At 55.2% G+C, this 26,992-nt stretch carries 28 protein-coding genes; 11 read left to right on the top strand and 17 right to left on the bottom strand.

Translation table 11 applies throughout. The annotated features are described in order from the left end of the window. Positions 1–30 precede the first annotated feature (30 nt). The 5 genes from ruvB (at position 31) to JNK62_01900 (ending at position 5,335) form a co-directional block, all read left to right on the top strand. Entirely contained in the window at positions 31–1,047 is a 1,017-nt protein-coding gene (gene ruvB / locus JNK62_01920) for a Holliday junction branch migration DNA helicase RuvB (protein MBL8158273.1), read from the top strand. 28 nt (positions 1,048–1,075) lie between these two features. After that, the gene (locus JNK62_01915) at positions 1,076–1,606 is read left to right on the top strand and encodes a YebC/PmpR family DNA-binding transcriptional regulator (protein MBL8158272.1); all 531 of its coding nucleotides are present in this window, start codon (positions 1,076–1,078) and stop codon (positions 1,604–1,606) included. A gap of 76 nt (positions 1,607–1,682) precedes the next feature. After that, a complete protein-coding gene (locus JNK62_01910) occupies positions 1,683–2,288 on the top strand; it encodes a transglutaminase-like cysteine peptidase (GenBank protein ID MBL8158271.1) in 606 nt (201 codons plus the stop codon). Between the two features lie 61 nt (positions 2,289–2,349). Further along, positions 2,350–2,820, top strand: coding sequence for a crossover junction endodeoxyribonuclease RuvC (ruvC, locus tag JNK62_01905; protein ID MBL8158270.1), 471 nt, complete (start codon positions 2,350–2,352; stop codon positions 2,818–2,820). Between the two features lie 187 nt (positions 2,821–3,007). Further along, positions 3,008–5,335: a PBP1A family penicillin-binding protein gene (locus tag JNK62_01900; protein MBL8158269.1), complete on the top strand. Its 2,328-nt coding sequence runs from the start codon at positions 3,008–3,010 to the stop codon at positions 5,333–5,335. A 2-nt stretch (positions 5,336–5,337) separates the two neighbouring features. Here the strand turns inward: JNK62_01900 and dnaN are convergent, their stop codons facing one another. The 3 genes from dnaN to dnaA are packed head-to-tail and all read right to left on the bottom strand — an operon-like array spanning position 5,338 to position 8,123. Beyond that, positions 5,338–6,438, bottom strand: a complete 1,101-nt coding sequence (gene dnaN / locus JNK62_01895) for a DNA polymerase III subunit beta (GenBank protein MBL8158268.1) — start codon at positions 6,436–6,438, stop codon at positions 5,338–5,340. Between the two features lie 46 nt (positions 6,439–6,484). Beyond that, positions 6,485–6,769: a hypothetical protein gene (locus JNK62_01890; GenBank protein MBL8158267.1), complete on the bottom strand. Its 285-nt coding sequence runs from the start codon at positions 6,767–6,769 to the stop codon at positions 6,485–6,487. A 4-nt stretch (positions 6,770–6,773) separates the two neighbouring features. Next, complete coding sequence (gene dnaA / locus JNK62_01885) at positions 6,774–8,123, bottom strand: chromosomal replication initiator protein DnaA (protein ID MBL8158266.1); 1,350 nt, start codon at positions 8,121–8,123, stop codon at positions 6,774–6,776. 189 nt (positions 8,124–8,312) lie between these two features. Between dnaA and rpmH the strand changes: the two genes are divergently transcribed. The 4 genes from rpmH (at position 8,313) to JNK62_01865 (ending at position 10,098) form a co-directional block, all read left to right on the top strand. Next, positions 8,313–8,447, top strand: coding sequence for a 50S ribosomal protein L34 (gene rpmH, locus JNK62_01880; protein ID MBL8158265.1), 135 nt, complete (start codon positions 8,313–8,315; stop codon positions 8,445–8,447). Beyond that, complete coding sequence (locus JNK62_01875; protein ID MBL8158264.1) at positions 8,447–8,785, top strand: ribonuclease P protein component; 339 nt, start codon at positions 8,447–8,449, stop codon at positions 8,783–8,785. Before rpmH ends, JNK62_01875 begins: the two co-directional genes overlap by 1 nt. A gap of 25 nt (positions 8,786–8,810) precedes the next feature. Beyond that, positions 8,811–9,569, top strand: coding sequence for a membrane protein insertase YidC (locus JNK62_01870; GenBank protein ID MBL8158263.1), 759 nt, complete (start codon positions 8,811–8,813; stop codon positions 9,567–9,569). Between the two features lie 64 nt (positions 9,570–9,633). Continuing rightward, positions 9,634–10,098 carry a hypothetical protein gene (locus JNK62_01865; protein ID MBL8158262.1) on the top strand — a complete coding sequence of 155 codons (465 nt, stop codon included), beginning with the start codon at positions 9,634–9,636 and terminating at the stop codon, positions 10,096–10,098. A gap of 3 nt (positions 10,099–10,101) precedes the next feature. Here the strand turns inward: JNK62_01865 and JNK62_01860 are convergent, their stop codons facing one another. From JNK62_01860 to JNK62_01805, 12 genes are all read right to left on the bottom strand, one after another. After that, complete coding sequence (locus tag JNK62_01860; protein MBL8158261.1) at positions 10,102–10,386, bottom strand: hypothetical protein; 285 nt, start codon at positions 10,384–10,386, stop codon at positions 10,102–10,104. Between the two features lie 71 nt (positions 10,387–10,457). Continuing rightward, a complete protein-coding gene (locus JNK62_01855; GenBank protein MBL8158260.1) occupies positions 10,458–11,699 on the bottom strand; it encodes a hypothetical protein in 1,242 nt (413 codons plus the stop codon). 2 nt (positions 11,700–11,701) lie between these two features. Beyond that, positions 11,702–12,736, bottom strand: a complete 1,035-nt coding sequence (locus tag JNK62_01850) for a hypothetical protein (GenBank protein ID MBL8158259.1) — start codon at positions 12,734–12,736, stop codon at positions 11,702–11,704. An 8-nt stretch (positions 12,737–12,744) separates the two neighbouring features. Next, the gene (locus tag JNK62_01845; protein ID MBL8158258.1) at positions 12,745–13,053 is read right to left on the bottom strand and encodes a hypothetical protein; all 309 of its coding nucleotides are present in this window, start codon (positions 13,051–13,053) and stop codon (positions 12,745–12,747) included. Between the two features lies 1 nt (position 13,054). Then, a complete protein-coding gene (locus JNK62_01840; GenBank protein ID MBL8158257.1) occupies positions 13,055–15,004 on the bottom strand; it encodes a DUF87 domain-containing protein in 1,950 nt (649 codons plus the stop codon). 1 nt (position 15,005) lies between these two features. Continuing rightward, positions 15,006–15,695: a hypothetical protein gene (locus tag JNK62_01835; GenBank protein MBL8158256.1), complete on the bottom strand. Its 690-nt coding sequence runs from the start codon at positions 15,693–15,695 to the stop codon at positions 15,006–15,008. Between the two features lies 1 nt (position 15,696). After that, the gene (locus tag JNK62_01830; protein MBL8158255.1) at positions 15,697–16,194 is read right to left on the bottom strand and encodes a PrgI family protein; all 498 of its coding nucleotides are present in this window, start codon (positions 16,192–16,194) and stop codon (positions 15,697–15,699) included. Positions 16,195–16,237: 43 nt separating this feature from the next. Continuing rightward, positions 16,238–16,786, bottom strand: a complete 549-nt coding sequence (locus JNK62_01825) for a hypothetical protein (protein ID MBL8158254.1) — start codon at positions 16,784–16,786, stop codon at positions 16,238–16,240. 5 nt (positions 16,787–16,791) lie between these two features. Beyond that, entirely contained in the window at positions 16,792–18,903 is a 2,112-nt protein-coding gene (locus JNK62_01820) for a hypothetical protein (GenBank protein MBL8158253.1), read from the bottom strand. Beyond that, a complete protein-coding gene (locus JNK62_01815; protein MBL8158252.1) occupies positions 18,900–20,432 on the bottom strand; it encodes a hypothetical protein in 1,533 nt (510 codons plus the stop codon). The genes JNK62_01820 and JNK62_01815 overlap by 4 nt, the downstream gene beginning before the upstream one ends. A 40-nt stretch (positions 20,433–20,472) precedes the next feature. Beyond that, positions 20,473–21,333, bottom strand: a complete 861-nt coding sequence (locus JNK62_01810; protein ID MBL8158251.1) for a hypothetical protein — start codon at positions 21,331–21,333, stop codon at positions 20,473–20,475. 12 nt (positions 21,334–21,345) lie between these two features. Continuing rightward, positions 21,346–22,332: a hypothetical protein gene (locus JNK62_01805; GenBank protein MBL8158250.1), complete on the bottom strand. Its 987-nt coding sequence runs from the start codon at positions 22,330–22,332 to the stop codon at positions 21,346–21,348. A gap of 53 nt (positions 22,333–22,385) precedes the next feature. Here JNK62_01805 and JNK62_01800 point away from each other — a divergent pair, with 53 nt between their 5' ends. Next, a complete protein-coding gene (locus JNK62_01800; protein MBL8158249.1) occupies positions 22,386–22,706 on the top strand; it encodes a hypothetical protein in 321 nt (106 codons plus the stop codon). Between the two features lie 146 nt (positions 22,707–22,852). On the opposite strand, the gene rsmA is transcribed toward JNK62_01800, so the two are convergent. Next, positions 22,853–23,629, bottom strand: a complete 777-nt coding sequence (rsmA, locus tag JNK62_01795) for a ribosomal RNA small subunit methyltransferase A (protein ID MBL8158248.1) — start codon at positions 23,627–23,629, stop codon at positions 22,853–22,855. A 1-nt stretch (position 23,630) separates the two neighbouring features. Further along, positions 23,631–25,529 carry a UvrD-helicase domain-containing protein gene (locus JNK62_01790; protein ID MBL8158247.1) on the bottom strand — a complete coding sequence of 633 codons (1,899 nt, stop codon included), beginning with the start codon at positions 25,527–25,529 and terminating at the stop codon, positions 23,631–23,633. A 490-nt stretch (positions 25,530–26,019) separates the two neighbouring features. Between JNK62_01790 and JNK62_01785 the strand changes: the two genes are divergently transcribed. Beyond that, the gene (locus tag JNK62_01785; GenBank protein ID MBL8158246.1) at positions 26,020–26,919 is read left to right on the top strand and encodes a peptidoglycan DD-metalloendopeptidase family protein; all 900 of its coding nucleotides are present in this window, start codon (positions 26,020–26,022) and stop codon (positions 26,917–26,919) included. Positions 26,920–26,992 lie beyond the last annotated feature (73 nt).

The following is a 26,992-nucleotide window of genomic DNA, read 5'->3' as shown; positions in this document are numbered from 1 at the left end:
ACTCTAGCATGCCAGAGTGCCGTTGTCAATATGTCTGAAAAAACCGCAGAAACGCTGGGTAAATCAGCCCGTTCCCTCGATCAGGCCCTCCGACCAGGGCTGTGGGACGAGTATGTCGGCCAGCAAACCATCAAGGAAAACCTTCGCATCCTCCTCAGCGCTGCGAAGGGTCGTCAGCAACAGCCGGAACACGTTCTCTTGTATGGACCACCGGGTCTCGGGAAGACTACTCTCGCGCATCTCATCACCAAAGAGATCGGTTCGTCGCTGCGCTCCACATCCGGCCCCGCTATCGAGCGCGTCGGCGACCTTGCGTCCATTCTCACCAACCTCTCACCCGGGGATGTCCTCTTCATCGACGAAATCCATCGATTAAACCGAACCATCGAAGAGATCCTCTATCCAGCAATGGAATCCGGCGTCTTGGATATCGTCATCGGAAAGGGCCCTTCGGCGCGCACCGTGCAGCTTGAGCTCCCTCCTTTCACGCTGATTGCGGCGACAACCCGCATCTCAATGCTCTCTTCCCCACTACGATCACGCTTCTCGGGTGGAACCTTCCGTCTCACCTACTACACCGAAAGCGAGATCGCGACCGTACTCAAGCGCTCAGCGAAGATATTGAACATCGAGATAGACAATGATTCTGTGACCGAGATCGCACGCCGCTCGCGCGCAACACCACGCACGGCGAACTATCTCTTGAAGAGATGTCGCGACTTCGCGGAGGTGAGCAACGAGAAATTGGATCTCAAGACCGTGAAAAAGGCCCTCGCGCTTCTTGAAATCGATGAACTCGGTCTCAATCAGATCGACCGCGACATCCTCTCCATTCTCATCGATAAATTCAGGGGCGGTCCGGTCGGACTCAAGACCATCGCTGCCGCACTTTCCGAAGAAGAGGCGACCGTCGAGGAAGTCCACGAGCCGTATCTCATGCAGCTCGGCCTCCTCGAGAGGACGCCGCGCGGTCGCGTCGTTACCGAAAAAGGCTATGCGCACCTCGGTGAAGAGTTCCCCCAGGCGGAACAGCCGAAATTGATTTAGCGAATCCCGTGAGGTACAACATCTTCCTATGGCAGGTCATAACAAATGGGCACAGATCAAACGACAGAAAGGCGCGGCTGATGCGGCGAAGAGCAATCTCTGGGGCAAGCTCGGCAAACGAATCGCCGTCGAGAGCAAGAAGGCGAACGGCGATGTGAATTCCGCGAACCTGCGCTCCATCATCGAGACCGCGAAGAAAGCGAACATGCCGAAGGACACCATCGAACGCGCAATCGCCAAAGGAACCTCTGCGGATGCCGCCTCGCTTGAACAGGTCGTGTACGAAGCGTACGGTCCGGGCGGTGCGGCAGTCATCATTCAAGCGGTGACCGACAACACCAACCGTACCCTTCAGGAACTGAAGACCATCTTTGCGAAGCATGAGATCGCGCTCGCCGCACCAGGCTCAGCGCTTTGGGCATTTGATAAGACCGATGAGGGCTATATCCCCAAGACAACCATTCCCCTCCCCGAAACGGAAGACGCAGCGCTCATGAAGATCATGGAACTCATCGATGCCCTGGATGATGTCGAAGAGGTATACACAAACGCCGAATAGTGCGGCTTGGCGCCGGCGGGTTTATAGTATCGATAGCCAATAGTGGCACAGACGCGAGACCGAAAGGAGGTTCGCGATGATTAAAACTGGAGCGATACTCCTTGCTGTAGTAGGACTCTGCAGCACGCTGCAGGAGACGACATCGCCGGTATTGCGGACATATCACGAGGTGCTGCCGGCAGCTGCAGCGATCGAGTTCTGTGAGGAATTCCCCACCGAATGCATCGCTTCTCCGGTGACGTATATGCCGGTGAATTCAGTGCGGTTTGCCGAACTCAAGACGGTGAACGATACCGTGAATGCACAGATGCGATACGGTAGTGACCAAGAGCTTTTTGGTGTCGATGAGAAATGGACGCTCAATGAGACCGCAGACGACTGCGAGGGTTTTGCGTTCGTGAAGCGAAAGCGACTTATCGCACTCGGGTGGCCGGCGAGCACGTTGCTCGTAACGGTCGTTCGCACGCCTGAAAAAACAATGCATGCGATCCTGATAGCTCATACCGCGAGTGGCGATTTCCTACTCGATAAAACCACACACGGCTCCGACCGCATACGACGCTGGTACGAGATGCCGTATGAATACATCGCTCAGCAATCGAAGGAAGACCCCCATCGATGGGTGTCACTGACCAAACGTGATCCTGACTTTCAGACTACTCGCTGGATCACGAGCAAGTAATGGATTGGCCGCTCTCATGCGGCCAATTTCTTTTTTATACCTTCCGTCCTACACTGAAGATATGCGCGTCATTGCCATTGATCCCGGATACGGCCGCTGTGGCATCGCAATCATCGAGAAGAACAGCGGCAAAGAGACGTGGATCTATTCGGATTGCATCGAGACATATCCAAAAGACGGTTTCGTCGAGCGCCTCGCTCAGATCGTCGCCGAATGCGAGCGATTGATTGCCGAACACAAACCCGATGCGCTCGTCATGGAGCGACTCTTTTTCAACACCAACCGCACGACTGCCATGCAGGTGGCTGAAGTACGCGGCGCGCTCCTTAACGCCGCTGCAGTTGCCGGCCTCCCTACTTTCGAATACACGCCAAGCCAAGTAAAGAGCGCGACGACCGGCTTCGGTAAGGCAGATAAGAAACAGATCATCTCGATGCTGCACATGCTCGTTAAAATCGACAAAGCCGTAAAGCACGATGACGAATACGACGCGATTGCAGTCGGCATAACCCATCTCGCTCACATTCGGTAAGCAAATTTCATGAAGACGTCTGTAGAGGTGGGGCAACGCTTTCGATTGCTCCCACCGAACGAGCACGATACAATTCACGAGATATCCGACTCAGGTCGGCTTTTCCATGGACGAAGAACAGCAATTGCACAAACGTGCGCAACGGAAAGCCCGTAGCGGCCCCCTTCCCTCGTGGACGCATCCCACCATGCGCTTCATGGTACTTGCCGGTATCGCCTGTGCGGGAGTATTTACCGCATGGGCTATCTTCGCTTCCATCCCAGCTGTGGATACGATCGAAAATCGTATCGTCGGGGAGAGCACGAAGATTTACGACCGTACCGGCGAAGTCCTTCTCTATGATGTTCACGGATCGATGCGCCGCACCGAGATACCTTTTGAAGATATTTCTCCCTACATCCGCAACGCAACCGTCGCTATTGAAGACGCGACATTTTATGAACACAACGGTTTTCGTCCGATGGCGTTCTTGCGCGCGATTCTCGTAAATCTCGGTCTCAAGGAAGGCTTCCGCGGCCAAGGCGGTTCCACGATTACCCAGCAGGTTGTGAAGAACACCCTTCTCACCGCTGACAAGACGCCGATCCGTAAGGCGAAGGAGATCATCCTCGCCATGAAGCTTGAGAGGATCGCGACCAAGGAGGAGATTCTGAACATTTACCTTAATGAGACCAGTTACGGCGGCACCGTCTACGGTGTCGAAGAGGCATCGCGCTACTTCTTCGGCAAAGCCGCCAAGGAAGTCACTCTGGCTGAAGCAGCGTATCTTGCTGCGCTTCCCCAGGCCCCGACACGTTATTCCCCGTACGGAAACCACACTGACGAACTCGAAGAGCGTAAGAATCTTGTTCTCGCCCGCATGAAGAACGCGGGATACATCAACGAATCAGAATACGATGGCGCTCTCGCCGAACACGTGCAGTTCCGCGAAGAGCTGGAGGCCGGTATTAAAGCACCGCACTTCGTGTTCTATATCCGCGAATATCTCGAAGAGAAATACGGTGCTGACGTAGTCGCGAATGAGGGCCTTAAAGTCATCACGACGCTCGACTGGGACCTCCAACAGAAAGCAGAAGAGATCGTCCGACGACGAGCACTCGCGAATGAGAAGCAGTTCAACGCTGAAAACGCCGGTCTCGTCTCGATCGATCCAAAGACGGGACAGATCCTGGCAATGGTCGGCTCTCGTGGTTACTTCGATGAGGACATCGACGGCAAGGTGAACGTCACTACATCCGAGCGCCAACCGGGTTCGTCATTCAAGCCGTTCGTGTACGCGACCGCGTTCGAGAAGGGCTACACACCGGAGACCATGCTCTTCGATGTGCAGACGCAGTTCTCGACCGCCTGCTCCCCGACCGATGTGGCGAACTCGAATCCTCCCTGTTACAGCCCAGGCAACTACGATCACACGTTCCGTGGACCGGTGAGTATCCGGAACGCCCTCGCACAATCGCTCAACATCCCTGCAGTGAAGACACTCTATCTCGCGGGCATTCCTGATTCGCTTGAGACCGCGCATGACATGGGCATCTCAACACTGACTGATCCTGATCGTTACGGCCTCACGCTCGTCCTCGGAGGCGGTGAAGTGACCTTACTCGACATGACGGGCGCATACAGCGTCTTCGCGAACGACGGCCTACGCAACGCACCGACCGGAATCCTCAGCGTCGAAGATAACCGTGGCAACGTGCTCGAACAGTATGAAAAGTCTGAATCGCGCGCGCTCGATCCGCAGGTAGCACGTCAGATTACTGACATCCTTTCCGACAACGTCGCACGCACCCCGCTCTACGGAGCAAACTCCCCTTTGAATTTCCCTGGCAAGGATGTCGCAGCAAAGACCGGTACCACTAACGACAACAAGGACGCATGGGTCTTGGGTTATTCGACCTCCGTCGTGACCGGCGCATGGGCAGGAAACAACACTCCGAGATCAATGAACCAGATCTCAGGCCTCATCGTGACGCCGATGTGGCGAGAATTCATGGATATCGCTCTTGAAAAGTACCCGCCGGACGAGTTCCCTGCCCCATCTCCTGACCCTGAACGCGACAACCTCCCTCCGGTGCTGCGTGGTGAATGGAACACGAACCCGTCGCAAGGACTCCACGACATCCTCTTCTGGGTGAACAAGGATGATCCGCGCAACGGTCGCCCGAACTTCAGCGACTCGCAGCTGAATAACTGGGACTATGCCGTCTCGATATGGGCACAACAGGCGGTTGGCTCATCGACCTCAAGCGGAGGCAATGGATTCACGATAACTTCTCCTCAGGCAGGATCACAAGTCTCCAGCTCACAACCTTTCGATGCGTCGGTAAGCTTCGATGCTTCGCTCGGATTCCGCAGCGTCACCTATTACCTCAACGGACAGTTCGTGGGCGTCTCCGCGCTTCCACCGTATGTCATTGCCATTCAGCCACGCGGTAGCGGCGCACAGACACTACGTGCAGTAGCAGAAACCAATAACGGAGAGATCCAGACACAGATCACGTTCACCGCGAACTAAAACTACCGATTGAGGGGCATCGCGAGATACGTGAATGACGCGTCAGACACCCCCTTCACGACGACCGGCTTCCCCGGGCCGGCAAACCCCAGCACGATCGAATCGGATTGGATCGACTGAAGACAATCAGCGATGTAGCCGATATGGAAATTGACGTCGATATCATCCCCTGAGGTCGCTGCCTCCAACGAATCCGACATCTCACCAATGGCTGCACTCTGCGCAGTGATATCGAACACCTTTTTCTTCGGATATACATGGAAACCGACATGCTGGTCGGCACCAGAAAACACACGGGCCTTGCGAAGGGCTTCGGTAAAATCACTCTTAAGGATCGTCGCTTCGGTCGCGAAGCTTTTGGGAATGATCTCCTTATAGTTCGGGAAATTCCCATCCACTACACGCGAGACGAAACGGATCGAATCAGCTACAAGAAGCAGTTGTGAATCATCGATGGATAGAGAAACTTCTTCGGATGCCGTTTTTTCGAGCAAATGTACGATCTCCTGCACGTGCTTGAGCGGAATGAGGACTTCGTCATTTCCTTTTCCTGATGCGTCTGAGACCGTTTTTTCGGCCAATCTGAACGAATCGGTTGCAACCGCAGTGAGCTTCCCTTCTTCCACCTTCAGATACACGCTTCCTAATTCCGGACGGATCATGGAAGTCGATGCGGCGTAGGCAACAGAATGCAGTGCCTGCACCAAGGTCTCTCGAGAGAGTGAAAGACTACGGGTCGTCTCCTTGGTCGCAGGAATAGCAGGAAACTCGTCATGCGGCACTGCTTTTATGAGGGTCTTGGAACCACGCGACTCGATGAGCAGATTTCCACCCTCTGCCTTCAGCGTCACCTTATCCCCCGAAACGGCTCGCAGGGTTTGCGAAAGGATCGCCGCAGGTACGGCGATAGTCCCTGTTTCCACTACCTCACCCGGAACCTGGATGTCGACACCCGCCTCAAGGTTTGTGGAGCGCATCGCAAGATCACGTCCGACATCGAGAAGGATGCAGGAAAGAACCGGGAGAGATTCTTTCTTCCCCACGATCCTCTCCGCAACCAACACGGCATTCAGGATCCTTTCTTTCGGTGTCGTGAATTGCATACGGGTATTTTTATAATTCTTTCTAAATAAATACTTATTATTACTATTAGCAGCGTGGATAGGTGGATAAGCCTGAAATATCCATATCTCGTGCCGTTTTTTCGTACATACCTCCTGTGGAATACCCTGTCGATTGCCCGGGATAGGCGGTGGGGATTACTGCGGAAAAGTCTGTAATAACGATATCCCCGCGTCTGTCCTTCTTTCGCGCATCGCTTATCCCCATTACCGATCCTTCACCTGTCCACAGGTTACCCACACCGGTATGCGCCATGTCTTCCACCTCAGCGGCCCTGGAATGGTGAGCCTGCTGAAGGTCGGTGGAGTTCATACTGCTAGGCGTGGACAAGCGTGCGGATATGCTCGAGCTCCTGTTCAAGCGAGTTGTTCCGCTTGATCTCTTCTTTGATCTTTTCGCACGAGTGGATGACCGTCGTGTGGTCGCGGCCACCCAGTTTCTCCCCTATCGAAGGATACGACACGCTGAACTCTTCCCGCAAGACGTACATGATGATCTGGCGTGGTTTGACCACTTCCTTCTTCCGAGTCTTTTCGTAGATGCTTTTCTCGGCGACTTCGTAGTACTGGGCAATGCGACGCACCACCTCTTCGACGGAGACTCCCTTGTTCGGTCGGACATTGTGCTTGATGAGTGCACGGACATCCGGAAGCGAAATCGCCTTCCCTTTAAGCTGGGACTTGCAGACGATCATGTTGAGGATACCCTCGAGTTCGCGGATATTGCCACGAACGCTCTCGGCGATGTGGCCTACGATGTCATCGGCAAGGCTGAAGCCGAGCTGTTCGACTTTCGCTTTGATGATCGCGGTACGACTTTCCACATCCGGTTCAGGAATTTCCATGATGACACCTGCCGAGAGGCGGCCGCGGATTCGATCTTCGAAGCCCGGGAGCAGCATAGGGTGCTTATCAGACGAGAAGATGATCTGCTTGTTATTGTCGTGCATCGCATTGAAGAGGTGGAAGAGCTCTTCCTGGGTGCGCTCCTTCTCCGCCATGAATTGCACGTCATCCATGATGAGGACGTCATATTGACGGTATTGATCCTTGAACTCATTTGCGCGACCACGAGAGACCGCATTGATGAAGTCCACCGCGAAACGTTCCGAAGAGACGTAGAAGACCTTCTTGTTGGTGTGCATCTTCTTGAAATGGTTCCCGATCGCCTGGATGAGGTGAGTCTTGCCGTGGCCGCTTGAGCCGTAGACGAAGAACGGGTTATACGCGAGGCCCGGGCGCTCGATAACCGCCTTTGCCGCCGCGTGCGCGAGCTGATTGAAGGGGCCGACGACAAACGTATCGAAGGTATATCGCGGGTTGAGGTTATCCCGCTTGTCGATGTAGAGGGTTCCCAGATCTAAGGCAGCATTCTGCTGTTGTGGTTGTGGCTTCTCTTGGCGGCGAGGCTCCCCTGCTGAGCGATGGACTACGTATTCGACGGAGCGGATGGTGTTATCGAGCGAGCGAAGGGTCCCTAAGATGAGCTTATGGTGCTTATCCATGAGCCACTCTTTGACGATCTTGGAGGGAACGGCGATCTGGACGATATTGGCGTCTCTCGAGACGATGTCCGTATTACGGAACCAGGTACGGAATGAGGCTTCGGAGGTGCCAAGCTCTATCTGGACGAGGGCGTTCTGCCACAATTCTCGATTAGTCATCATAGGTGTGGATATCCAAACAACCTCCCTCTATCGAGACGCACGCACGCATATATAGAAGCATTATACGCTCTCGGTGTCTGTCGGGAAGCGGTAGGGGGTATTCATCCACATGTTTATAACCTGTGGATAACTCACTTCTCCCCCACTTTGCCGCTTGAAAGGCAAGGAAATACGTGCTATTTTTCCGCCATGAAGCGAAACTACCAGCCGAAGAAGATCAAGCGTGTCCGCACGCACGGTTTCCGTGCACGCCTCAAGACCAAGACGGGTAAGCGCGTCATCCAGCGCCGTATGCGTAAGGGTCGCGCCCGCTTGGCACTCTAATGCCGGCACACTATCGACTTTCCCGAGCCGATTTCACGCGGATGCGGGGCTTCAAAAGGGTGCATGGCACCCTTTTCTCGCTGTCGTTCGGTACCTTGCCGGACAGGAGTAGTCCTGGATTTGCCTGCGTGGTCTCGGCCAAGATCGCTCCCCGAGCGAATACGCGCAATCTCATCAAGCGACGTGCGCGAGCTGCTGTGCAGCGGGCACTCCCTCGCCTCTCTCCCGGGGTAGCTCTTGTTTTCTATGCAAAAAAGCCGGCAACTGAGGCTGACGCAGCTCGGATCCGGAGTGAAATCTTCGCTCTGGCACGTAAGAGCGGCAATAGTATCGATTGAGGCCAGCCTGGGGTAGAATGCCACAATGTTCAAAGCTGCTTTCTTCAATTTCATCTACGAGCCGCTCTATAACGGACTCGTGTTTCTGGTGGATATCGTGCCGGCGCACGACATCGGCATCGCGGTCGTCATTCTTACTATTTTCGTCAAATTGATCCTCCTCCCCCTCTCTCGACAGGCAATCCGTACCCAGGCCCTGATGCGCGAGATTGCTCCCGAGGTAGAACGACTCAAGGAGAAATTCAAAGACAAGCCTGAAGAGCAGGCTCGTGCCATCTTCGCGCTCTATCGCGAACGTAACATCCGTCCGTTTGCGACGTTCTTCCTTATTTTCCTCCAGCTCCCGATCCTGTTCGGTCTCTACTGGGTCTTCTGGAAAGGCGGTTTCCCTGCCATCAATGCGGATACGCTCTATGCCTTCGTTCCTGCGCCGGAGCGTGTGAACATGGAGTTCCTGGGCATGTTCGACATGTCTGAGCGCAGTTTCTTCTTGGCGGCGCTTACGGGCCTCACCCAGTATCTCTATACCCGTCTTTCCATGGGCAAGCGTAAGCCACGTGTAAAGGAGGAGAACCCGACGTTCTCGTCGGACATGGCCCACAGTTTCGATCTGCAGGCACGTTATGTCCTTCCTCTTCTTTTTGCCGGCATCTCATCGACACTTGCGGCGGCGCTCCCGCTCTACTGGACTACGAGCAACGTCTTCATGATCGCCCAGGAGTTCGTGATGGGTCGCCGGTTCCGCGAACCTGCGAAGGAAACGGCTTCCGAAACAGCGAAATAGTAAGCAATAAAGCCGTTTTGAAGGAAACTAGCCGCGCTCCCGCGATAGTGATACAGTCTTTCCTATGGAAGACGTTGAGAAGACGCTCACTGAACTCCTTGATGCGACTGGCGTCGCCTATGACAGCGTCTCTCGCATCGATGTTGCAGGACAGATCGTCTACAACATCAGCGTGCAGGATCCGAAAGCTCTGATCGGTGCGCATGGGGATACGGTGCATGCCATCGATCTCCTTCTCAAGAAGATCGTTGAACAGCGTCACTCGAAAACCGAGAGTGGCGAAGAACCGATGTTCCTCGTCGATGTGAATGAGTATCGCTCCCGACAGATCCGTGATCTTCAAGCGAAGGCCCTTATGATGGCGGAGCGCGCTCGCTCGTTTCAATATGATGTTGAATTGAATCCCATGAGTGCCTACGAGCGGCTCATCGTGCACACGACGCTTCAGGACGCGCCGAACGTAAAGACCGAATCCCAAGGAGAAGGACGCAACCGACGTGTCGTTATCCGCTACGCTCCGGCCGCCTAGATTCTACGAAGTCCGTACGCTGCGGAGGATATCGAGGTTAAGAAGGTCGGGATTGATCTGGAAGAGGATAACCCAGATCGCCAAGAGGACGATGAGTCCCAAGACGACATCGGCGATCATCTGACGCGCATTCTGCTTGCTGGTCACGAGGTCGGTCGTCATATAGACGACGCCTGCATATGCGAGCCGGAGAACCGCAAGGATGGCACCGATAGATATGGCGACCGTAAAGAGGATATTGAAGAATGCCTGCAGGTCCGTATTGTTCGGATTGAACAGGTTCGACATATATACGGTGCGGCTTTCTGCGACGGTCCCGCAACCTGAATTCCCGGGTGATGTTTCCTGACAAGGCATACCTATTCAATTATACGCAGTAACCAGAGCGATTTATCGCGGGCATTTATGAATGCGATGTAATTCCCTCCTTCGTCGGTGATCGGGCGCTCCACATCGATAGCATCATCCTCGCGGATCTCGAAGAATTTCTCCGTCTTCCCTGCTCCGACATCGACAAGGTGCCACGAATCGCTGGTGTGTATCGTCCCGCGATGCCAGTTGGTGAGATATCCAAGCGGTTGCAGCGTGCGCGGTACGGCGCAGTATGCGGTGAGACTGGTTCCCGGCATCCAGACACACTTATCGGCGACGGTCGCGAGATCGAGCGGTACGAGTGAAGCGTCCCGAGTCGGGCGCACCGCGAGGGAGAGCTTGGATCCGTCATCCGCACCTATGATGACTGCCGTTGAACTTGCTCGTGCTGCGAGCGTAAGTCCCGGTACTGCGCGGGCGAGCGGGATGAGTGTGGTGCCTGCTTCATACGCATATCCCGGAATGCCGCTTGCCGGACGTTCAGTGAGGATGGTGCGGCCATCGACGAGGCTCTCAAGCTTGAAATCACCCGCGGATAATAGTCGTTTTTCGACCGGCTTGGATCCATCGATCGCTGCTTCTATCAATTGCGTGGCGCCGCTCTCAGTTGCCGAGAGGAAGACGATGCCGGATTTGGTGAATCCGATGTCGCGCACATCAGGTCCGAGATCGGTGCCGGTGAGCGGAGTGAATCCGTCGACGGTCGTCGTCGCGAGTTGTCCTACGAAAGTCTCGCGTTCCCCGTCTGCGGTAATCGTACGATGAATCACGGCATCGTGCGGCCCCACGATCGCCTCGTATACTTTAGGAATCAGACGATTGGTTCTGCGGGTGATCGTGCCGGTCATCGGATTCACATCAAATACATGTCCGGTTGAGCGTTCTACGTAGCGCAGCACCGGAACGGAATCGATCATTACGAAACCAGCGCCTGCAATAGGACTGGTGCTTACGCGCCAGAAACGTGGCGCACGAGGTTCTTCCCCTTCTTGGGCAGAGGGTTGTTCAGAAGACGGAGCGAGTCCGAAACCTCCCTCGATATTTTCTGCGGTTGAACCACGAGTGCCGCCGAATGACGGTACGCCGATGTCGAAACCGCGGGACTCTCTCAGGGTCTCGAGATCTGCGGTCTGACGGGAGATAAAGAAGTACCAACCTGCGAGGCCGACGAGAAGAAGCCCGATGGCCGCAAAGCCGATATACATGAACGTGGTCTCGTGTTTTTTCATATCTATTCGGGTCGCGCAAACGGATCATCACTTCCTGATCCCGAGAACAATGCTGATTCGCTGAATACCAATTCCCAGCTTCCTCGCGCTTTCAAGAAAAGATCGCTCGCGCTCGTGAGATCAAGTTCGATGCGTGCGGGTCCGGCGTAGCCATTGGAAGTGACGGTGAGGTTTTGCGGTTCATCCGGATTTGGTCGAACCGGTCCTCCGGCGACGGACCACGAGTATGAAAGGGCTTTCTCTTCAGGGGTACTGACGTGCGCGAAATACGGGACTGCGGTGACGCGCTGCTCTTTCTCGGCGGTAACCACGCTGCCGGTAAGCGCGCGATGATAGAGGACGCCGAAAAGCGGATGGTTCTCGTAGAGCTCAAGCGTCGGATCGACCCCTGAGATGCGCACCGATGCTCTGCCCACATACGCACCGTCAGTAGATTGTGCGGATACCGTGACCTCCTCGCTGCTGAATAATGCAGGACCGGCGAATTCCACACTTGAACGGCCCCTTCCCTGCAGGATGCGTGTCGTGCCGCGATGCCAGGTATAGATGATTTCGTTTGAAGGTATCATCGTACCATCGGCGCGCGTGAAGCGTACCAGTGCTTCCGCGCGGATCCGAGCGCTGCTTCCCGCGAGCTTCCTTCCTTTGAAATACGGCGGCGCGTAGGAATCCGAGCTCCATATAAGATCGACTTCGGTCGGGCGGATCCGAGCGCTACCGCTGCCGATGAGTCCATCCGTTTCTTCTGCGACGACGGTGATATTTATGAGAGAGCCCAATTTGCCGGCGGTTACCTTTGTTTCTGTGGTATTCCGGGCGATCTCTTTCCCGTCCGCGTACCAGATGATGGCGCTGCGATCGAGATCCAGTCCGTAGCTTGAGACACTCAGCCGCACTTCTTCCCCTGCTGCGGGATATTGCGGAGTCATTGAGACATCAAGCGGTCGCTCGAGTCCGGTAAGAAGTTGTGCGTGCGTAAAAAACGGGACAATCAGAAGTACGAGAAGACCCCATGTGCTCCTCCGGAGAGAGACCATCCCGGATATTATACCTCCCGAGAAGCGCGGTTATGCGCGATGACCGCAAGAATGATGGTGATGGTCCAGAGCGGTAATGCGTCGAGGCCGGGAATGAATTCAAGCGCGATGGTCATGAGGCGGGGGTTCTTACGTGGATCCGGGCTCTCTCCTTCGTGGCGGGCAAACCATTTCCAGAATCCATAGGCGGCGCCGGCGCTGAGGAGTGGTGCAAAAAGGATGCCCACATACGATGCGGTGAGGGCACCCTGCGCTGCGTCGACTGCCGCTGCCGTCGCGATCATCTTAATGGCGGTGTGTCGGTCGATGTACTTCACACTACTGGACGCTGGTCGGTGGAAGCGGTTCCTGTGATGCCTGTTGCGCAGTGCCGCTCGCTTCCTTGAGAGCCATCGCCTTCAGTGCTTCAGCGGCGCTTGCGCGGGCCGCCGGTGCGGCAGGGCCACCGGGGATTTCATTCGATGCAGCCAGTTCCTGCTTCGCTTTCTTGATTGCAAGGATCTGGGACGGGTCTGACGTGATGATCTGGTCCTCGGTATACGAGGCGATCACCTTGATCGCGACATGTTTGAGACCGGCGAAGAAGATTCCTTCCCCCACATCCGACTCGAGGAGGAGATACTTCTCTTCATCGGAGAGTTTGAAGGTCTGCTGGACGAGATCGACTGATGTCGGTGACTGGCGCAGGAGGATCTGGATCGACGAGTTGGTGATCATGGCCGTTCCATAGGGCGAAGTGAGGAAGTCGTTCACGTCCTGGGTGATCGTCGAGAGGCCGAGATAGTACTTACGGCCGCGCTTTGCGATACCGAAGAGGAAGGAGGCGGTGTCTTGGGATTTCATCATCCACCACGCTTCATCGATGACGAGCAATCTTTTGCGGAGTTCCTTGCGGACGGTATTCCAGATGTGGTGGGTGATGATGTACATCGCGACCGGCTTCAGATCGTCTTCCATGTCGCGTACGGAAAAGACGACAAGCTTCTTGTTCATGTCCACGTTCGTCGGGCGGTTCATGAATCCCGACCATGTTCCCTTCGTGTATTTCGAGAGTCGTTGCACGAGCGATTCCGAACCCTCCATGCCGCTGAGGACGAGCTCGAAGTCAGAAAGAAGCGGTGGTTCGATCGAGGCGAAGTTCGCATCGGCGGTGATGTCCTTGAGGGCGTAGGTCTCCGTGATCGCCTTGTCGATGATCGCGTCCTCTTCCGGAGTAAGTCCGCCGAGCATGATGCGGAAAAGACCCACGAGCGTAATGATGTTGTTACGGAGCACATCCGACGGAGCTTCGTCTTCGCGTGGGATCGGAAGGTCGAACGGGTTGATATGGTGCTCAGACGAGAGTGAGATATTGAAGTAGCGGCCGCCGACGGTTTCCGCAAGGTATTCGTATTCTCGTTCCGGGTCGATGACGATGACTTCGGTATCGAACATGAGGCTTCGCAGGATCTCCAGCTTCGTCGTATACGACTTACCGGAGCCGGACTTCGCAAAGGTCACCGAGTTGTAGTTTTCGAGCGAGAACCGATCGAAGAGGATGAGGGACGAGTTGTGACGATTGATGCCATAGAGGATTCCCCTATCCGACGTAAGGTCGAAGGAAATGAACGGGAAGATCGAGGAAAGCGGTGCGGAATTAAGCTTGGTGTGCACGCCCAGCTCGTCGCCCGCGAGCGGGATGACCGAGCGGAAGCCCTGTTCCTGCTGGAAGAGTGCGGGGCGGATGTACACGAGGCGTGACTCCAAGATGCTGCGGATCTCGCTCTCCGTCTTATCGATCTCCTCACGGGTGGACCCGTAGATGGTGAGATAGAGCCCGACTTCGAAGATGCGCTCTTGTGCCTGCTGAAGGCTGTCGCGGAGCTTTTCGAGGTCTGAATAGGCGGTGTCCAGCACCGGATCACGCACCATCCCCTTCTCCTCGCGAGCGCTGATCTGGCTCTGTACCTCCGCGACTTTCTTCTGGAACTTACGAAGCATGTCGTTCGTATCCATCGGATGGACGTAAATCGAGACGTCGATCACCTTGTCCATGTTGATGATCGGCGCAAACCAGCCGGTCGTGAGGAAGCGAGGGTACGAGATGACGAAAAAGGTGCGGGCGATCTTCTCCCCCAGATCGAGTTCGCGCGGAGAGATCTTCAGTGCGTGCGGAGCGATGACGTCCTGCAGGCCAAGGACGCCGGTGCGATAGATTTCTTCCGGCAAGACCGGTAAGACCGCTGCCGGCTCGTCGCTCTTTTTCGTAAGGAAATCAAAAAGTCCCATATCACTGCGGCGTGATGTTATCCACTGGCATCGGCTTCCCTTCTTCGCCCGGGTTGAAGAGCTTGTAGAAGAGCTCGATCGCCTCCTCGGTGCCTAATTGTACGGTGCGGACGCCGCAACGCACCAATCCCTGCTGCACGATACCGACGCGCTGTTCGAGCTGCGAGACCTTCTCTTCAAAGGTGCGATTGGCTTCGGCGGCGCTGGGAGAGGTCTTCTGTCCGAACGGGAGCTTGCTCGCGATACCGCCGCTATTGAGCGATTGGAGCGCTGCGGGAGCGTATGGCACGACCACGAAGAAGTTCTTCGTCATGATATTCGCTGCCTCCGTGAAACTCTTGATGAACTCGATGTATTCACGGATCTGGATACGCATGAGGTCGTCCATCTGTTTCTTGTACGCTACTTCCAAGGTCGCGATGTACGGACGGATGTCCAACATGCGGGACTGGACGAAGATCTGGCACGAAAAGTCCAATGAGTTAAGGAAATTCTGGAACTGGACGATGAAGGCGGTCTGTTCGTCCTCCGATTTGAGGGCGAAGTTGATGGATGAAGCGAGAAGGATTGCACGCAGGCTCCCATCCTTGAGGACCACGATGCCGTCACGGACCTCGCTGATCGGGACGAACTCCTGTGTCGAACGGCTGCTGACCTTCGAGGAGGCAGATTGTGCGGTGTCTTGTGGCATATCAAATGAGAGCGTCCTTCGCGGTGCGTACCGGAGCGACCAAGTCCTTCAGAGGCGAGACCTGTTCCCTATCCTCCGCGTCGGCGGTGCCGGCGTTGATGCGCTCCTGGATATCCAAGCTCCACGAAAGGTCGTGCAGTTTGCTGTCAGAGAGGTGCGGTACGTAGGGAGTTGCCGAGGCGGTGGTGATAGTTGCCGCCTTCTTACGGGTATTGATAGCTTCTTCGTTGCTCCAAAGGTAGAGCTTGTTGCGGGTGAAGTAGAAAAAGGCATGCTCAAGGGATTGGATGAACGGTTGGCCGTTGTATTGGAAAAAGGCCAGTGAGATCCCGAGGCCGCCGAAGAGTGCGATGAATGGGACGGCGACGTAGATCGGAAGCGATCGCCAGAGCATGTAGGAAATACCGGCTCCGCCCGTGATATAGACGAACTGCTTGAACGTCAGCGGACCGAAGATCTTGTCCTCCACCTCGATGAATTGAGGAACCTGGAACTGCATCCCCAGCAGTATACCAAGTATTTGTGCGCCACTACTTCATCTTTCAGAGTGGCACTTCACGATATGGATCGTCGGTAACCGATTTTCGTTGTGCAGAGGTCTCCCCCGGTTTATATGCCCCCGAAGCAGGCGCTCGCGCAGCAGTGGCGTCAGGTTTTGGAGTGGGTGGAGTCGGTGCGGGAGCTGCCGCCGCCGCTTCTTGTGAAATCGCCTGTGCTCGTGCGGCTTCGGTGCCGCTTACGGCAGCTTCCTGGGCCGCCGGGTGTTGTAGTTCTCTCTCTAGTTCTTGTCGAATTGGTTCAAAGACGATGCGATTTACATCTACCGCAAGCACATGAGCTACTTCGGCGGTAACTCCAACCGACTTTACGAGGTTTTTTTCCAACTCTGCTACGGGCTTGAAGCCCAGTAAGGAGAACATGACCTCGTTTTCGAGTGCCTGCCATTGGTCCACATGTAATTTTTGACCATCTGCCATGGTGCGGAGATTCTTCTCAATATCTGAAGAGGTAATCGCTTTCTGGACGACCGGCGGCAATGCCTTGAATCGTTCGGCAATGTGTTTATTTAGTTCAGGATCTTGCCCGGGCATAATGATTATTTAAGACCATTTTGTCTTGCAATGCTCATAACTCGCCCAACGTTCGGATTCTGTTTTTCAACCAGCTTCATAGCAATTTTCGCTGTTGCTGCATTATCATTCCCGCTTCGGGAAAGAGAGTCTTGAATTGCGCTCTGTAGCATATCAATGGCACCTAACTGCGCATTCTGACTAGCTTCAATCGCCTTTTGATTTGTCTCGAACTGATTCATTGTCATCCGGTTAGTGGCATTTGTTACGTCTGCATCGAGCATAGAGAGCGGACCTAGGGCGGCCTGCGCGTCATTGATTTCCTGTGCGATATTTCGGTTCACGTCGGTCTTAACTTCGGCAATCTTGTTAGTAACCTGACCGATCTCAGCTTTTCGTTCGGCATCCACTTCGCGTTTGTGTTCGATCTGGCGCTGCGCAGCGTTAGCGCCCGAAGAGCTGCCATCTTCAACCGCCTTGCGGATGGTGTCGGTAATCTGTTTCTGTTCAGTCCTCGTACCCGAACCTGATCCGCCCGCGGCTTCTCGTCGTGCGACAGCCGCATCACGATCACCCTTGAGAGATTCTGCGAGCGCCTTATTCCCCTCTCGAACCTCGCTTGCCGCCGCTTTGCTTGCAGAAGCGAGATCTTGAGCCGAAGGCTGAAGGTTCTTGAGCTCCTTCGCTGTTTCTTTTGCCGCGGCAGTCGCGATACCAGCAGCTCCGCCCAATTTCTTTTCTCCGCCCAGCATGCTGGGAACGCCAAGTGATTTCGTGAGAAGCTTCGAAACATTGGAATTCATCGCATTAAAGTCACGAGATGCCATTTTCGCAGCCTTCGAATAGTCTTTCTGAAGAAGTGCTGCTTGAGACCAGTCGCCTCGCGCTTTCGCTCGCTTGATGTCATCTTCGTACTGAAGTTGTCGTTCAAGCGCAGGCTGGCCGACGAAGCGACGAAGTGCAGGAGCTGCTGCGAAGCGAGAACCGAGAGTGACCGGCAGTAGTGATGCTACAGTCGCCCAGTTGAAGCCGCCGATGGACGCTGCGAATGAACTTGATGCGCGTATGCCGATAAAGAGAACGCCGGTACCGATCATGAGGAAGATCAGCTGCTGCCACGCGTTCACATCCATCTTGGATGGGTCATTCGCGAGTTTGCCGAGAGCCGCTCCTGCGTTTGCCACGCTCCCCCGGGCGATTATCTGCATCGCGATCCAGAGGAACACCATGAATATCGGGCCGAACATCGCCGCCTTGAGGAGGTTTGACCACCAATTGTTCCAACCGATATATGCCTGGTTTGACCATGTGGGGATTAAGAATGATGCGAACGCGATCGGTGCAGTAATCATCATGAACACCAGAAGCAGCGCGCGAGCGCTGATGATGACTATCCCATAGAGAAAGACGAGTGCGATGACTAAGAGCACGCTGCCCGCGACGACTCCATAGATGAGTGCCGCCCAGCCGCTATCCGTTTCCGTTGCGACGCGGCGCGTAAGCTCGTAGGTGCCGCTGATCGTGCCGTCGATACCAAATGCCTGCAAGAAGCTCTGCGCAACCCCAGCGGTGAGCGCATTGTTCGGCATAGACCGCGCGAATTGAGCTGATACGAAATTGGTGCTTTCAATGACGACGCGTGTGAAAAGGAGGCTGAAATTGATCAGGATCGCTACGATGAGAACGCGAGAGACAAGCCGTTTGGTCCCATACTCTGTGCTGCCGAGGATGGTCATGATGGCGACGAAGACGAAGACGCCGATAATGACGACGTTGGTGATATCGCGGAAAAGCTGCCAAGCGATCTGAATGCCACCGAGTATGTTGAGTGAGACGAGTGTGTCCTGAAAAGAGACGACCAGCGCCGAGAGGAATTGATCGAAGATTGCTCCCAGCACCACGAGTACACTGATACTGAACGAAAGGAGTAAGGTTCCCAACGCGCTCATGAATGGGTACCAGATGCCACAGTTGAATCCCCAGGTTCCGTTCCAGATACTGCAAGAATCATTAGGCTCGATGGTTGCCTGTGCTGCCGCTTCCTGGCCGAGGGCAATATGCGGCGTAATTATGGCAGCAATGAAAAGTGCCGAGACGAGAAAGACGAGGGCGAGGCGGAATGTTCGGGATGCGATCATATCCTCCACTCGTTAAGCCACTTCGTAACCACCTCCTGATTATTGACGTTGCACCATCCGACGTTCGGATCGGTGCTATCCCCCCAGGCTTTGACCGTGTCCTCGACAAGCTTCGTAAGCGCGCTCGCCACGTTGTCGCGCTGCGTCGACGCGTTTGTTGCATCCGTAGCGGTATGAAGCTGGCGGTTTGCAACCATGGTGTCGAGACGAAGGAGTGCCTGCTGCTGGTTCGCTTGCGAAGCGCTGTTCGATACGCTTGAGATGAGCTCGTTGAGAAGCGCGATAGCTGCGTCGGAATTGCGGATATCGCGAATGGTGCTGGTGGCGAGCGGTGCGATCTGCGCATCGATGATCGGCTGCGAGAAACGGGTCGAGGTTGCGATATTGAGTTGTGTTCCTGTTCCTGCAGCTTCCTGTACTTTCGGGATAATGAGTCCCCAGCATTGATTCTCCGCTGCACGGAGCTGCTCGATGGAATTAGAGAGCGCGGTCGCGATTCCCTCTTTCGCTTGGCGATAGGTCGTCTCGATCTGGCGAGCGGCCCCGATAACGCTGAGGGCGGTGTTGGCCGCCTGTTGGCGGACGCTTGCGGCGGTCTGTGCCGTCATGCGATCGATGTATGACGGCTGTCCATTGACCGACTGTGTAAGGCCCGAAAGGCCTCGAGTATCGGCGACGAGCTGGGTCGTAAGACCTCCCCAGAGATTACCTACCACCTGATCGATCTCATCTGCGCTTTCAAGTTGACGGAAACCGGAGCCGAGCATCTGATCAAGCGAGCGTTGCACGATAGAGCCGGGCGTGATGATGTTCGAGTTCATCGGGTCCTCGTTGCTGCTCGTCGTGTCGTAGAAACCTCCCGATCGTTGCCAGCGTTCGCGTTGGTTGAATTCGTTATATGAAAGCGTTCGTCGTCGCAATTCGTCGACGATTCGATATGCGCCGTATTCGTTATTGCGCGGATCGCGCAGTGCCGCGAGGCGTTCCCAGTAGCTGCTTCCCTCTCCCGGCATGGTGCAGGTAAACGGAGAAGCAGCCTGGTTTGTGTTCAGGACATACTGGCGTGCAATAGTGCTTCTTACGGAACCACGGAATGCCGAGCAGACCGCATTGGTGTTATCGGCGTTCTGGAGCATGTTCACGACGAGAATGTTGTTCTGTTGCTTGATCTCGTTGCGCTCATTCACGACGTATTGAGGGTTACCGCCGCGACCGTTTCCGATTGCGTTAATAACCTGACGCGCTTGTTCGGATGTGGAATTTTCAGCGATCTTGCGCGCAACCGCATCGAGAACGCATTCCTTATATACGAGATAGCCGGTATTGAGCGTTACCGCTGCGTCGTTGACGGGAACATACACTCCGCCGATCGCGGAAAGCGTACCGACGTTTGCGATATTAGCTCCTTGGCCGCGGCATCCGAAGATACCGTCATTTGAGAGCGTCGGGCTCGGAGTCGGGGTTGGTGTAGGGGCCGGCTCTTCTGCCTCTTGTGCGAAGACCGGAACGATAGAGAGGAGAAACAGCACGAGCGCTGCGCAAAGTATCGCCCGCACGACACGATCTTCCCTAGTTCCCGCTAGTATTCTCAGCATAGAATTTCGCCAATGCATCAAACGCGAGAAGGTATTCTCGCTCAGACTCATTATACGTTCTCAAAAGCGCCATGGTTGCGAGTGGGTCTTTCGCAAATCGGACAAGTCGCTCCAGTGTCTGGGCATAGGTACCGGTCGCGTTCGTTGCACGGAGGTGAAGATATGCGGCGGTGTCCGGGACCGTAACTTTCATGAGATTTGTCTCGGCGGTGCGATAACGTTCAGCGGCTTTACCGAGTTCCGTAAGCCACTTAGGGTCATTGGTCTGGATGTAGCGCGCAAACAAAGAGAATTCCGGTTCCGCTTCGAGATCGACGAGGCCTGCAAGCGCCACACGCATGTCGCTGCGGTACTCTAGGATGGCGCCAGATGAGGTATCGGGATCGACCGTGAGTTCATCAATCGTATGGGCCACCGTGGTGTCGGGTGCTTTGAAGTTTGCGGCCAAGGTCGTAGCCAGCTTCTCTGCCTGTTCGTCTGAATACATATTGAACTCCTTAAGCGAGGAGTAACCGCTTGCGAGGGAGTTGATTAAGGAAGTGCCGAGAGCAGTTACGGGGTCGCGTGATTCGGTCGTTGAGGCGCTGGTCGTACTGAACGAGACGCCACCGCGCATCAATTCGTCCTGCCAATCCGGCAGGCCATTCTTGTCCGCATCTTCTACTGATGCATATCGCTGTTCTTGTGCCGCTGTCGGAGCCGCTTTGGGCGCTTGAGTAGAAGGTCGACGAACGTGATCACCGATATATGACCCGATTGCCGCGAGAAGAAGCGCAACGGAAAGTGCGGCTGCAGTGGCAATGGGAGAAACCCCACGAGAGCGTCCCGAGTTCACGCGAAAATTATATCACTGCGCGAGCGAGAGATTCGGACTAAACATGAAGATACTTCCCGGTTCCGACTGGGAGAATGACACCTCATTGGTGCCGAAGAGTGCGACAAGAAGCTGGAATTGCACTGAGAGCTTCTCGACGACCGCGTTGTACTTGGTTATTGCGTCGACGAACTGTTCGTCGCTGGAGGTGTCCGCTATCAAAATGAGATTCGCACCCGCAGCGAAGTATGCATTTGCGTAGGTGCGGTGCATGCCAGCAATATCAGCCGGCACTTCTGCTAAGTCTTTAAGGTCATTCCCCAATTGCTGCATGTCGGTCCCGAGGATCTTGAGCGCACGTATCTTATCCGGATTCGTGCGGTCCTCCACGTGGTCCTTGAGGATCTGTGCGGAGCCAGCGTGCGTATCCTCATATCCTTTTATGTGGGTACCGACGGCGTTTCCGTAGCTTTTGAGCCTCTCTTGTTCAGCGCTTAATTTCTTGGTGGTTGGTTCGGTGCTCACCAATCCTTGTGGGATGAATGAATAACTATCGGGTGTTGCCGGTTCTTGAGTGGAGGCTGGGGTAACCGGCGTGTGTTGCACTAATTGCGCAAGGAGCGACGCGATGTCGTCGACGCCGGCTGGCACGTCGGTTTGTTCCGTTGGCTTGTAAATCGGCACCGCGGCATACGCATCATCAGGTGACTGAAGCCGTACCACGACGTCGCTTGTATTAACCCCTGTAGGAATGGCGTTCTTAATTGTTCCAAAGAACGCACCGCCTGCACCGCCCCATGCGCCACTGGAACTCGCAGGATTTACATCGATGCGATTAGCGACCAGGGCAATGCCGAGAAACAAAAGTCCGACGATGCCGAGGATGGTTGCAAGAAACGGATGGCGATGGATCCACCCTTCCTTCTTCGTGTCTGCGTCATCGGTGATGACAACGCTTTTTTTCTCGGCTTCGATGCCGGCGATCATGTCTTGATAGTTCCCGCCTTCGTTGATCACCATATTCGTACACACAGTATAGCTGGTGCATCACTGCGCGATGTTAGAATGTGCACATGCGCGCGCTTAGCGTATCTTCCATCGTCGGGGTCATCCTGCTTGCGGTTCCCTTCACGACGTACGCGTTTCCTTTTGGTGGGCAGATCACGACGATCCGTCCGTGCTACAACAATGCGATCTACGCGTTCCTCTCCCCTCCTCGTGGTGGTCCGTTCATCTGGACACCGGCGACGAAGACGTATCAGTTCGGCCCGCCGCGACATACGGGCCAATGGCTTCTCGGTCTCGCGAGCGCTCCGTATTACTGTGTTGTTTCAATCTTCCCTCTTATTGTCTGGCCAGGCACCAACATCGACATGATGGGCAGTAGCCAGTAATCAAAGAGCGCCTGCGCGCTCTTTGATACGGAGCTACTGAGACGGAGGCATGTTTCGCCAGAAGGCGAAACGGCCGAGTCGGGGTCGCGCAAAAATCCACGCGTCGGCGTGGATTTTATGTGTGACCGAGCAGAACAGCGAAGAAATTATCCGTGACGCAGCGTGCTCGCAATCTTCTTCCACTGGCTAAGCTGCACATCCTCCGCCCGCACCTTCACATCTATGCCGCACTCTTGCAGTATTTGGGCAGAATTTTCAAACAACCCCTTCAAATTCCCCGCGAGCATTTTTCGCTTTGATGCGAATCCCGTTCTTACTACTTTGAAGAAATTCTCCTCAGAAATAGTATCGAAGAATTCTCTTGATATGTCTTCAACGAGAAGGATCGCAGAGTCGACTTTTGGAGGAGGATTGAAACAGCCAGCGGGTACTTTGGCCACGATGGAAGGGTTTCCATATGCCTTTACCGAGAGCGAAAGGATGCTTTCTTTCCCATCCCGCGCGACGATACGCTCGGCCACTTCCTTCTGAATGAGGAGCGACATGGCGCGCGGCTGTTCGGGTGCCGTAAGGAAATGGCGGATGATCTCCCCGGTTATGTAGTACGGGATATTCGCCGCTACTGAGTAGCTCTCGATATCGAGCGTTGCTGGTGTCGTGTCGCGGATATCCCCCTCGATAAGCTTTAATTGCCCGCTGCTGAGTTCCTGCGCAAATGCTTCGCGTAAGACAGGAATAAGCGTCGGATCCTTCTCGATCGCAATTACCGTAGCGCCCTGCGCAAGTAATTCTTTCGTCAGGGCTCCCCTTCCCGGACCGACTTCGATGATTGTTTCCTTCTCTCGAATCCCAACACTTCGCACGAGATCTCGTGCGACCCATTGTGCATTGAGAAAATGTTGCCCGAGTTTGGCGCCGCGCATATCACCGGATGATACGGTCTCCTCCCAGATGGTCGTGTGCGTAGGTGATGAGACGGGAATCGATATCCTCTAGGAATGTCGAAGGGATGGTCATCTCCCGTGAGCCGTACCTGAGACGGCTGCCGGCGAGCGTGAGGTACAAGAATTTCCTCGCTCGTGTGAGGGCGACATAAAACAATCGGCGCTCCTCTTCGTTGTCCCGCTCCCCATCACTTTCTCTCTCTGACGGGAAAAGGCCATGTTCCATGCCGGTGACGAAGACGGCATCGAATTCGAGCCCTTTCGAGGCGTGGACGGTCATGAGGGAGACAGCTTCCTGTCGGTCTTGAAGTGCGTCCTGTTCCCCCATGAGTGCGGCATCTTCCAAAAGGCGCTCGATACCTTCGGGCGCAGGAAGCGTGTCATAGCGTGTCGAGTGTGCGACGAGTTCGAATACGTTATTGAGGCGCTCGCGCTCCTCTTCTGATCCATTGGCAAGCATGGCCTCGAGTCCGCTCCTTGTCAGCATGGATCGGACTGCTTCTGATGCCCGCAGGGTGTGAATGTCATTGCGGATACTCTCGAGCACTGATCGGAAGTTCGCGATTTTGGTTCGCGCGGCAGCGGCGAGGGTGTCCTCCTTTCCTGCCGCGATCTTCTCAAGAGTCGTCTTGCCGATGCCTCGTGAAGGAACGCCCGCAGCACGAGAGAAGTCGGTGAAGCTGGCAGGATTGAGGGCGCCGCGCAGATACGCGAGCGCGTCCTTCACTTCAGCGCGATCGAAGAATCGCACGCCGAGGACGCGGTACGGAAGTCCCACGGAGATGAAGGCTTCTTCGAGGGATCGTGACTGGAAGTTTTCCCTGAAGAGGACCGCGATTTCCGATGCTTTCACTCCTGAGCCAAGCAGTTCGCGCACCGATCGGGCGACAAAGAATGCTTCATCGCGATCAGTGTCCCCTGCGAAGAGGGTGATTGCTTCACCGGTCGGGTTCCCCGTGATGAGTCGCTTGTCGAAGCGGCGTGTATTTTTCGAGATGACGGCATTCGCCGCGGTGAGAATGGTCTGCGTCGAGCGGTAATTCTCCTCAAGGAGGACGACTTTGGTTCCCGGGAAGGTTTTCTCGAACGAGAGCAGGTGCGAGATGTCTGCGCCGCGCCAGCTGTAGATATTCTGGTCGATATCCCCCACGGCACAGATGTTGTGCCTATCTCCCGCGATAAGACGAGCGATCTCATACTGAGCCGCATTCGTATCCTGGTACTCGTCGATCGTGAGATGCTGCCAGCGATGCTGGATTTTGGCCAGGGTCTCCGGACTGTTCCTTAACAGGGAGAGTGTGCGCAGAAGAAGGTCATCGAAATCCAAAGCCCCTTCTTCTTTAAGGGCTTTCTCATAGCCAAGCCACGCCTCTGCAATGGATTGTGCGTAATGGGAAGATGCCTGGTTGAGGAAGGTTTCTGCGTTCATTCCGTTCCCCTTCTCCTTTGAGATGCGACTGAGGACCTGACGGGGTGGGAAGCGGTTCTCGAGACCGGCCGCTACCAAGACACGTTTGAGGGCGCGTATGCTGTCGTCGCGATCCCAGATCACGAACGCTCGCGGGATGCCGGCAGCATCCGAGAATTCCCTGAGGAGGCGGACGCCCAGAGAGTGGAAGGTGGTCGTAAACGGCGCCCCGGTCTTCTCGCCCGGCAGCAGCAGGCTGGAGATGCGATTACGCATTTCGGCTGCCGCCTTGTTGGTAAAGGTGACGGCGAGGATCTTGTGAGCGGGAATGCCGCTCTTGATCATGTAGGCGGCCCGGTTGGTGATGGTCTTGGTCTTTCCGGCACCTGCGCCGGCGACGATAAGAAGGGGGCCTTGGATGTGCAGGACTGCCTCTTTCTGCCGTTCGTTGAGTCCTGCAAGATATTCCACCGGCAAACTATAGCATGTGAGCTCAAAATATTGACAAAAATACTATCCACCCGTGTAATTTATATATTATTGACCCTCCACCCCCATGAGGATACAGTGAATCCCGTAGCAACACCTCTGTTCTTCCCCGGCTCTCCCTTCTCAAAATATCGAGACTTAGAGCCATATTTTACCGAAACTTCCTGCAGTGTTGCTCAAAAAATGGCTTGAAACCTAGCCGTAAGCTCGAATCCTGGCTAACCCCGGATTTCGAGGGCGGCAATGGGAGAAAGTCATCTAAATTTGGCTTATCGTACGTAAAAATCAGGATTTCCGCGCTGAATTGGCATCTCAGCAAGGAAAGACAAAGGCTTCTTTGACCCGCTTCACAGCGTTTTCAGAGACCATCCGCTTAACTCCTTCTTGGCACAAGGCTTTTGCGGTTTCCATGCTTTCAGTGGCGGTCCTTACGGCCCTCCCTGCCCCCACTCATGCTCTGACGCTTGGCGAGATGCAATCTTTCTTCCGTCCGAAGGCCCAGGCCCTCTCCGATAGCAAGCAGTCGGTCCAGACCATGCCCATCCTTGAGGCGAGCATGAGCCCGAATCCGGCTCGTGGCGGTGCAGAAGTCGTCATTGAAGACGGCATGGCAGTCCGTGCGGCTGGCGGTTTTGCTGGAGAGACCGTCATTCCATCCAAGGACGCGATCAGCATCTATATCGTCCGCGAGGGAGACACCCTCTCCCAGATCGCCGACATGTTCGAGGTCTCGGTCAATACCATCAAGTGGGCGAACAACATCACCGGCCCCATCAAGCCGGGTCAGATGCTCACGATCCTCCCGGTCTCCGGCCTCAAATACACCGTAAAGAAGGGTGATACGCTCGAGAGCATCGCGAAGAAGTACAAGGGAGATAAGGGCGAGATCTCCCAGTTCAACGGCCTCACCGGCCCCCTCGCTGCCGGCGATGTCATCATCATCCCGAACGGCCAGGAGACGTATGAGCCCGATCCGGCCAAGAGCGGCTCGAAGGTCGCCGCGACATCGCAGAGTTCGTCATATTCCGGCTACTACACCAATCCGCTTCCGGGCGGCCGCCGCACGCAGGGCATCCACGGCACGAACGGCGTCGACCTCGCTGCCCCAGTCGGTACCCCGATCGTCGCAGCAGCCGGTGGAGACGTCATCATCGCCCTCGAAGGTGGCTGGAACGGCGGGTACGGCTCCTATGTTGTCATCCGTCACGACAACGGAACCCAGTCGCTCTACGCACACATGTCATCGGTCGCTGCTGGTAAGGGGCAGCGCGTGAATGCAGGTCAGGTCATCGGATATGTCGGCAACACGGGTCGTTCGACCGGCGCCCACCTGCACTTCGAGATCCGCGGTGGCCCACGGAATCCGTTCTAGTCTATGAATACCCAACTCCTCACCCAGATACTTTTGATGATCCGTTTCTTTATCTAAAAGCCCCCCGTGGGGC

It is taken from the genome of bacterium (genome assembly GCA_016789445.1).
GTDB lineage: Bacteria > Patescibacteriota > Minisyncoccia > Phycocordibacterales > UBA2100 > UBA10103.
Note: the sequence above shows the minus strand (reverse complement) of the source record. Positions and strands in the feature narration are given on the sequence as shown.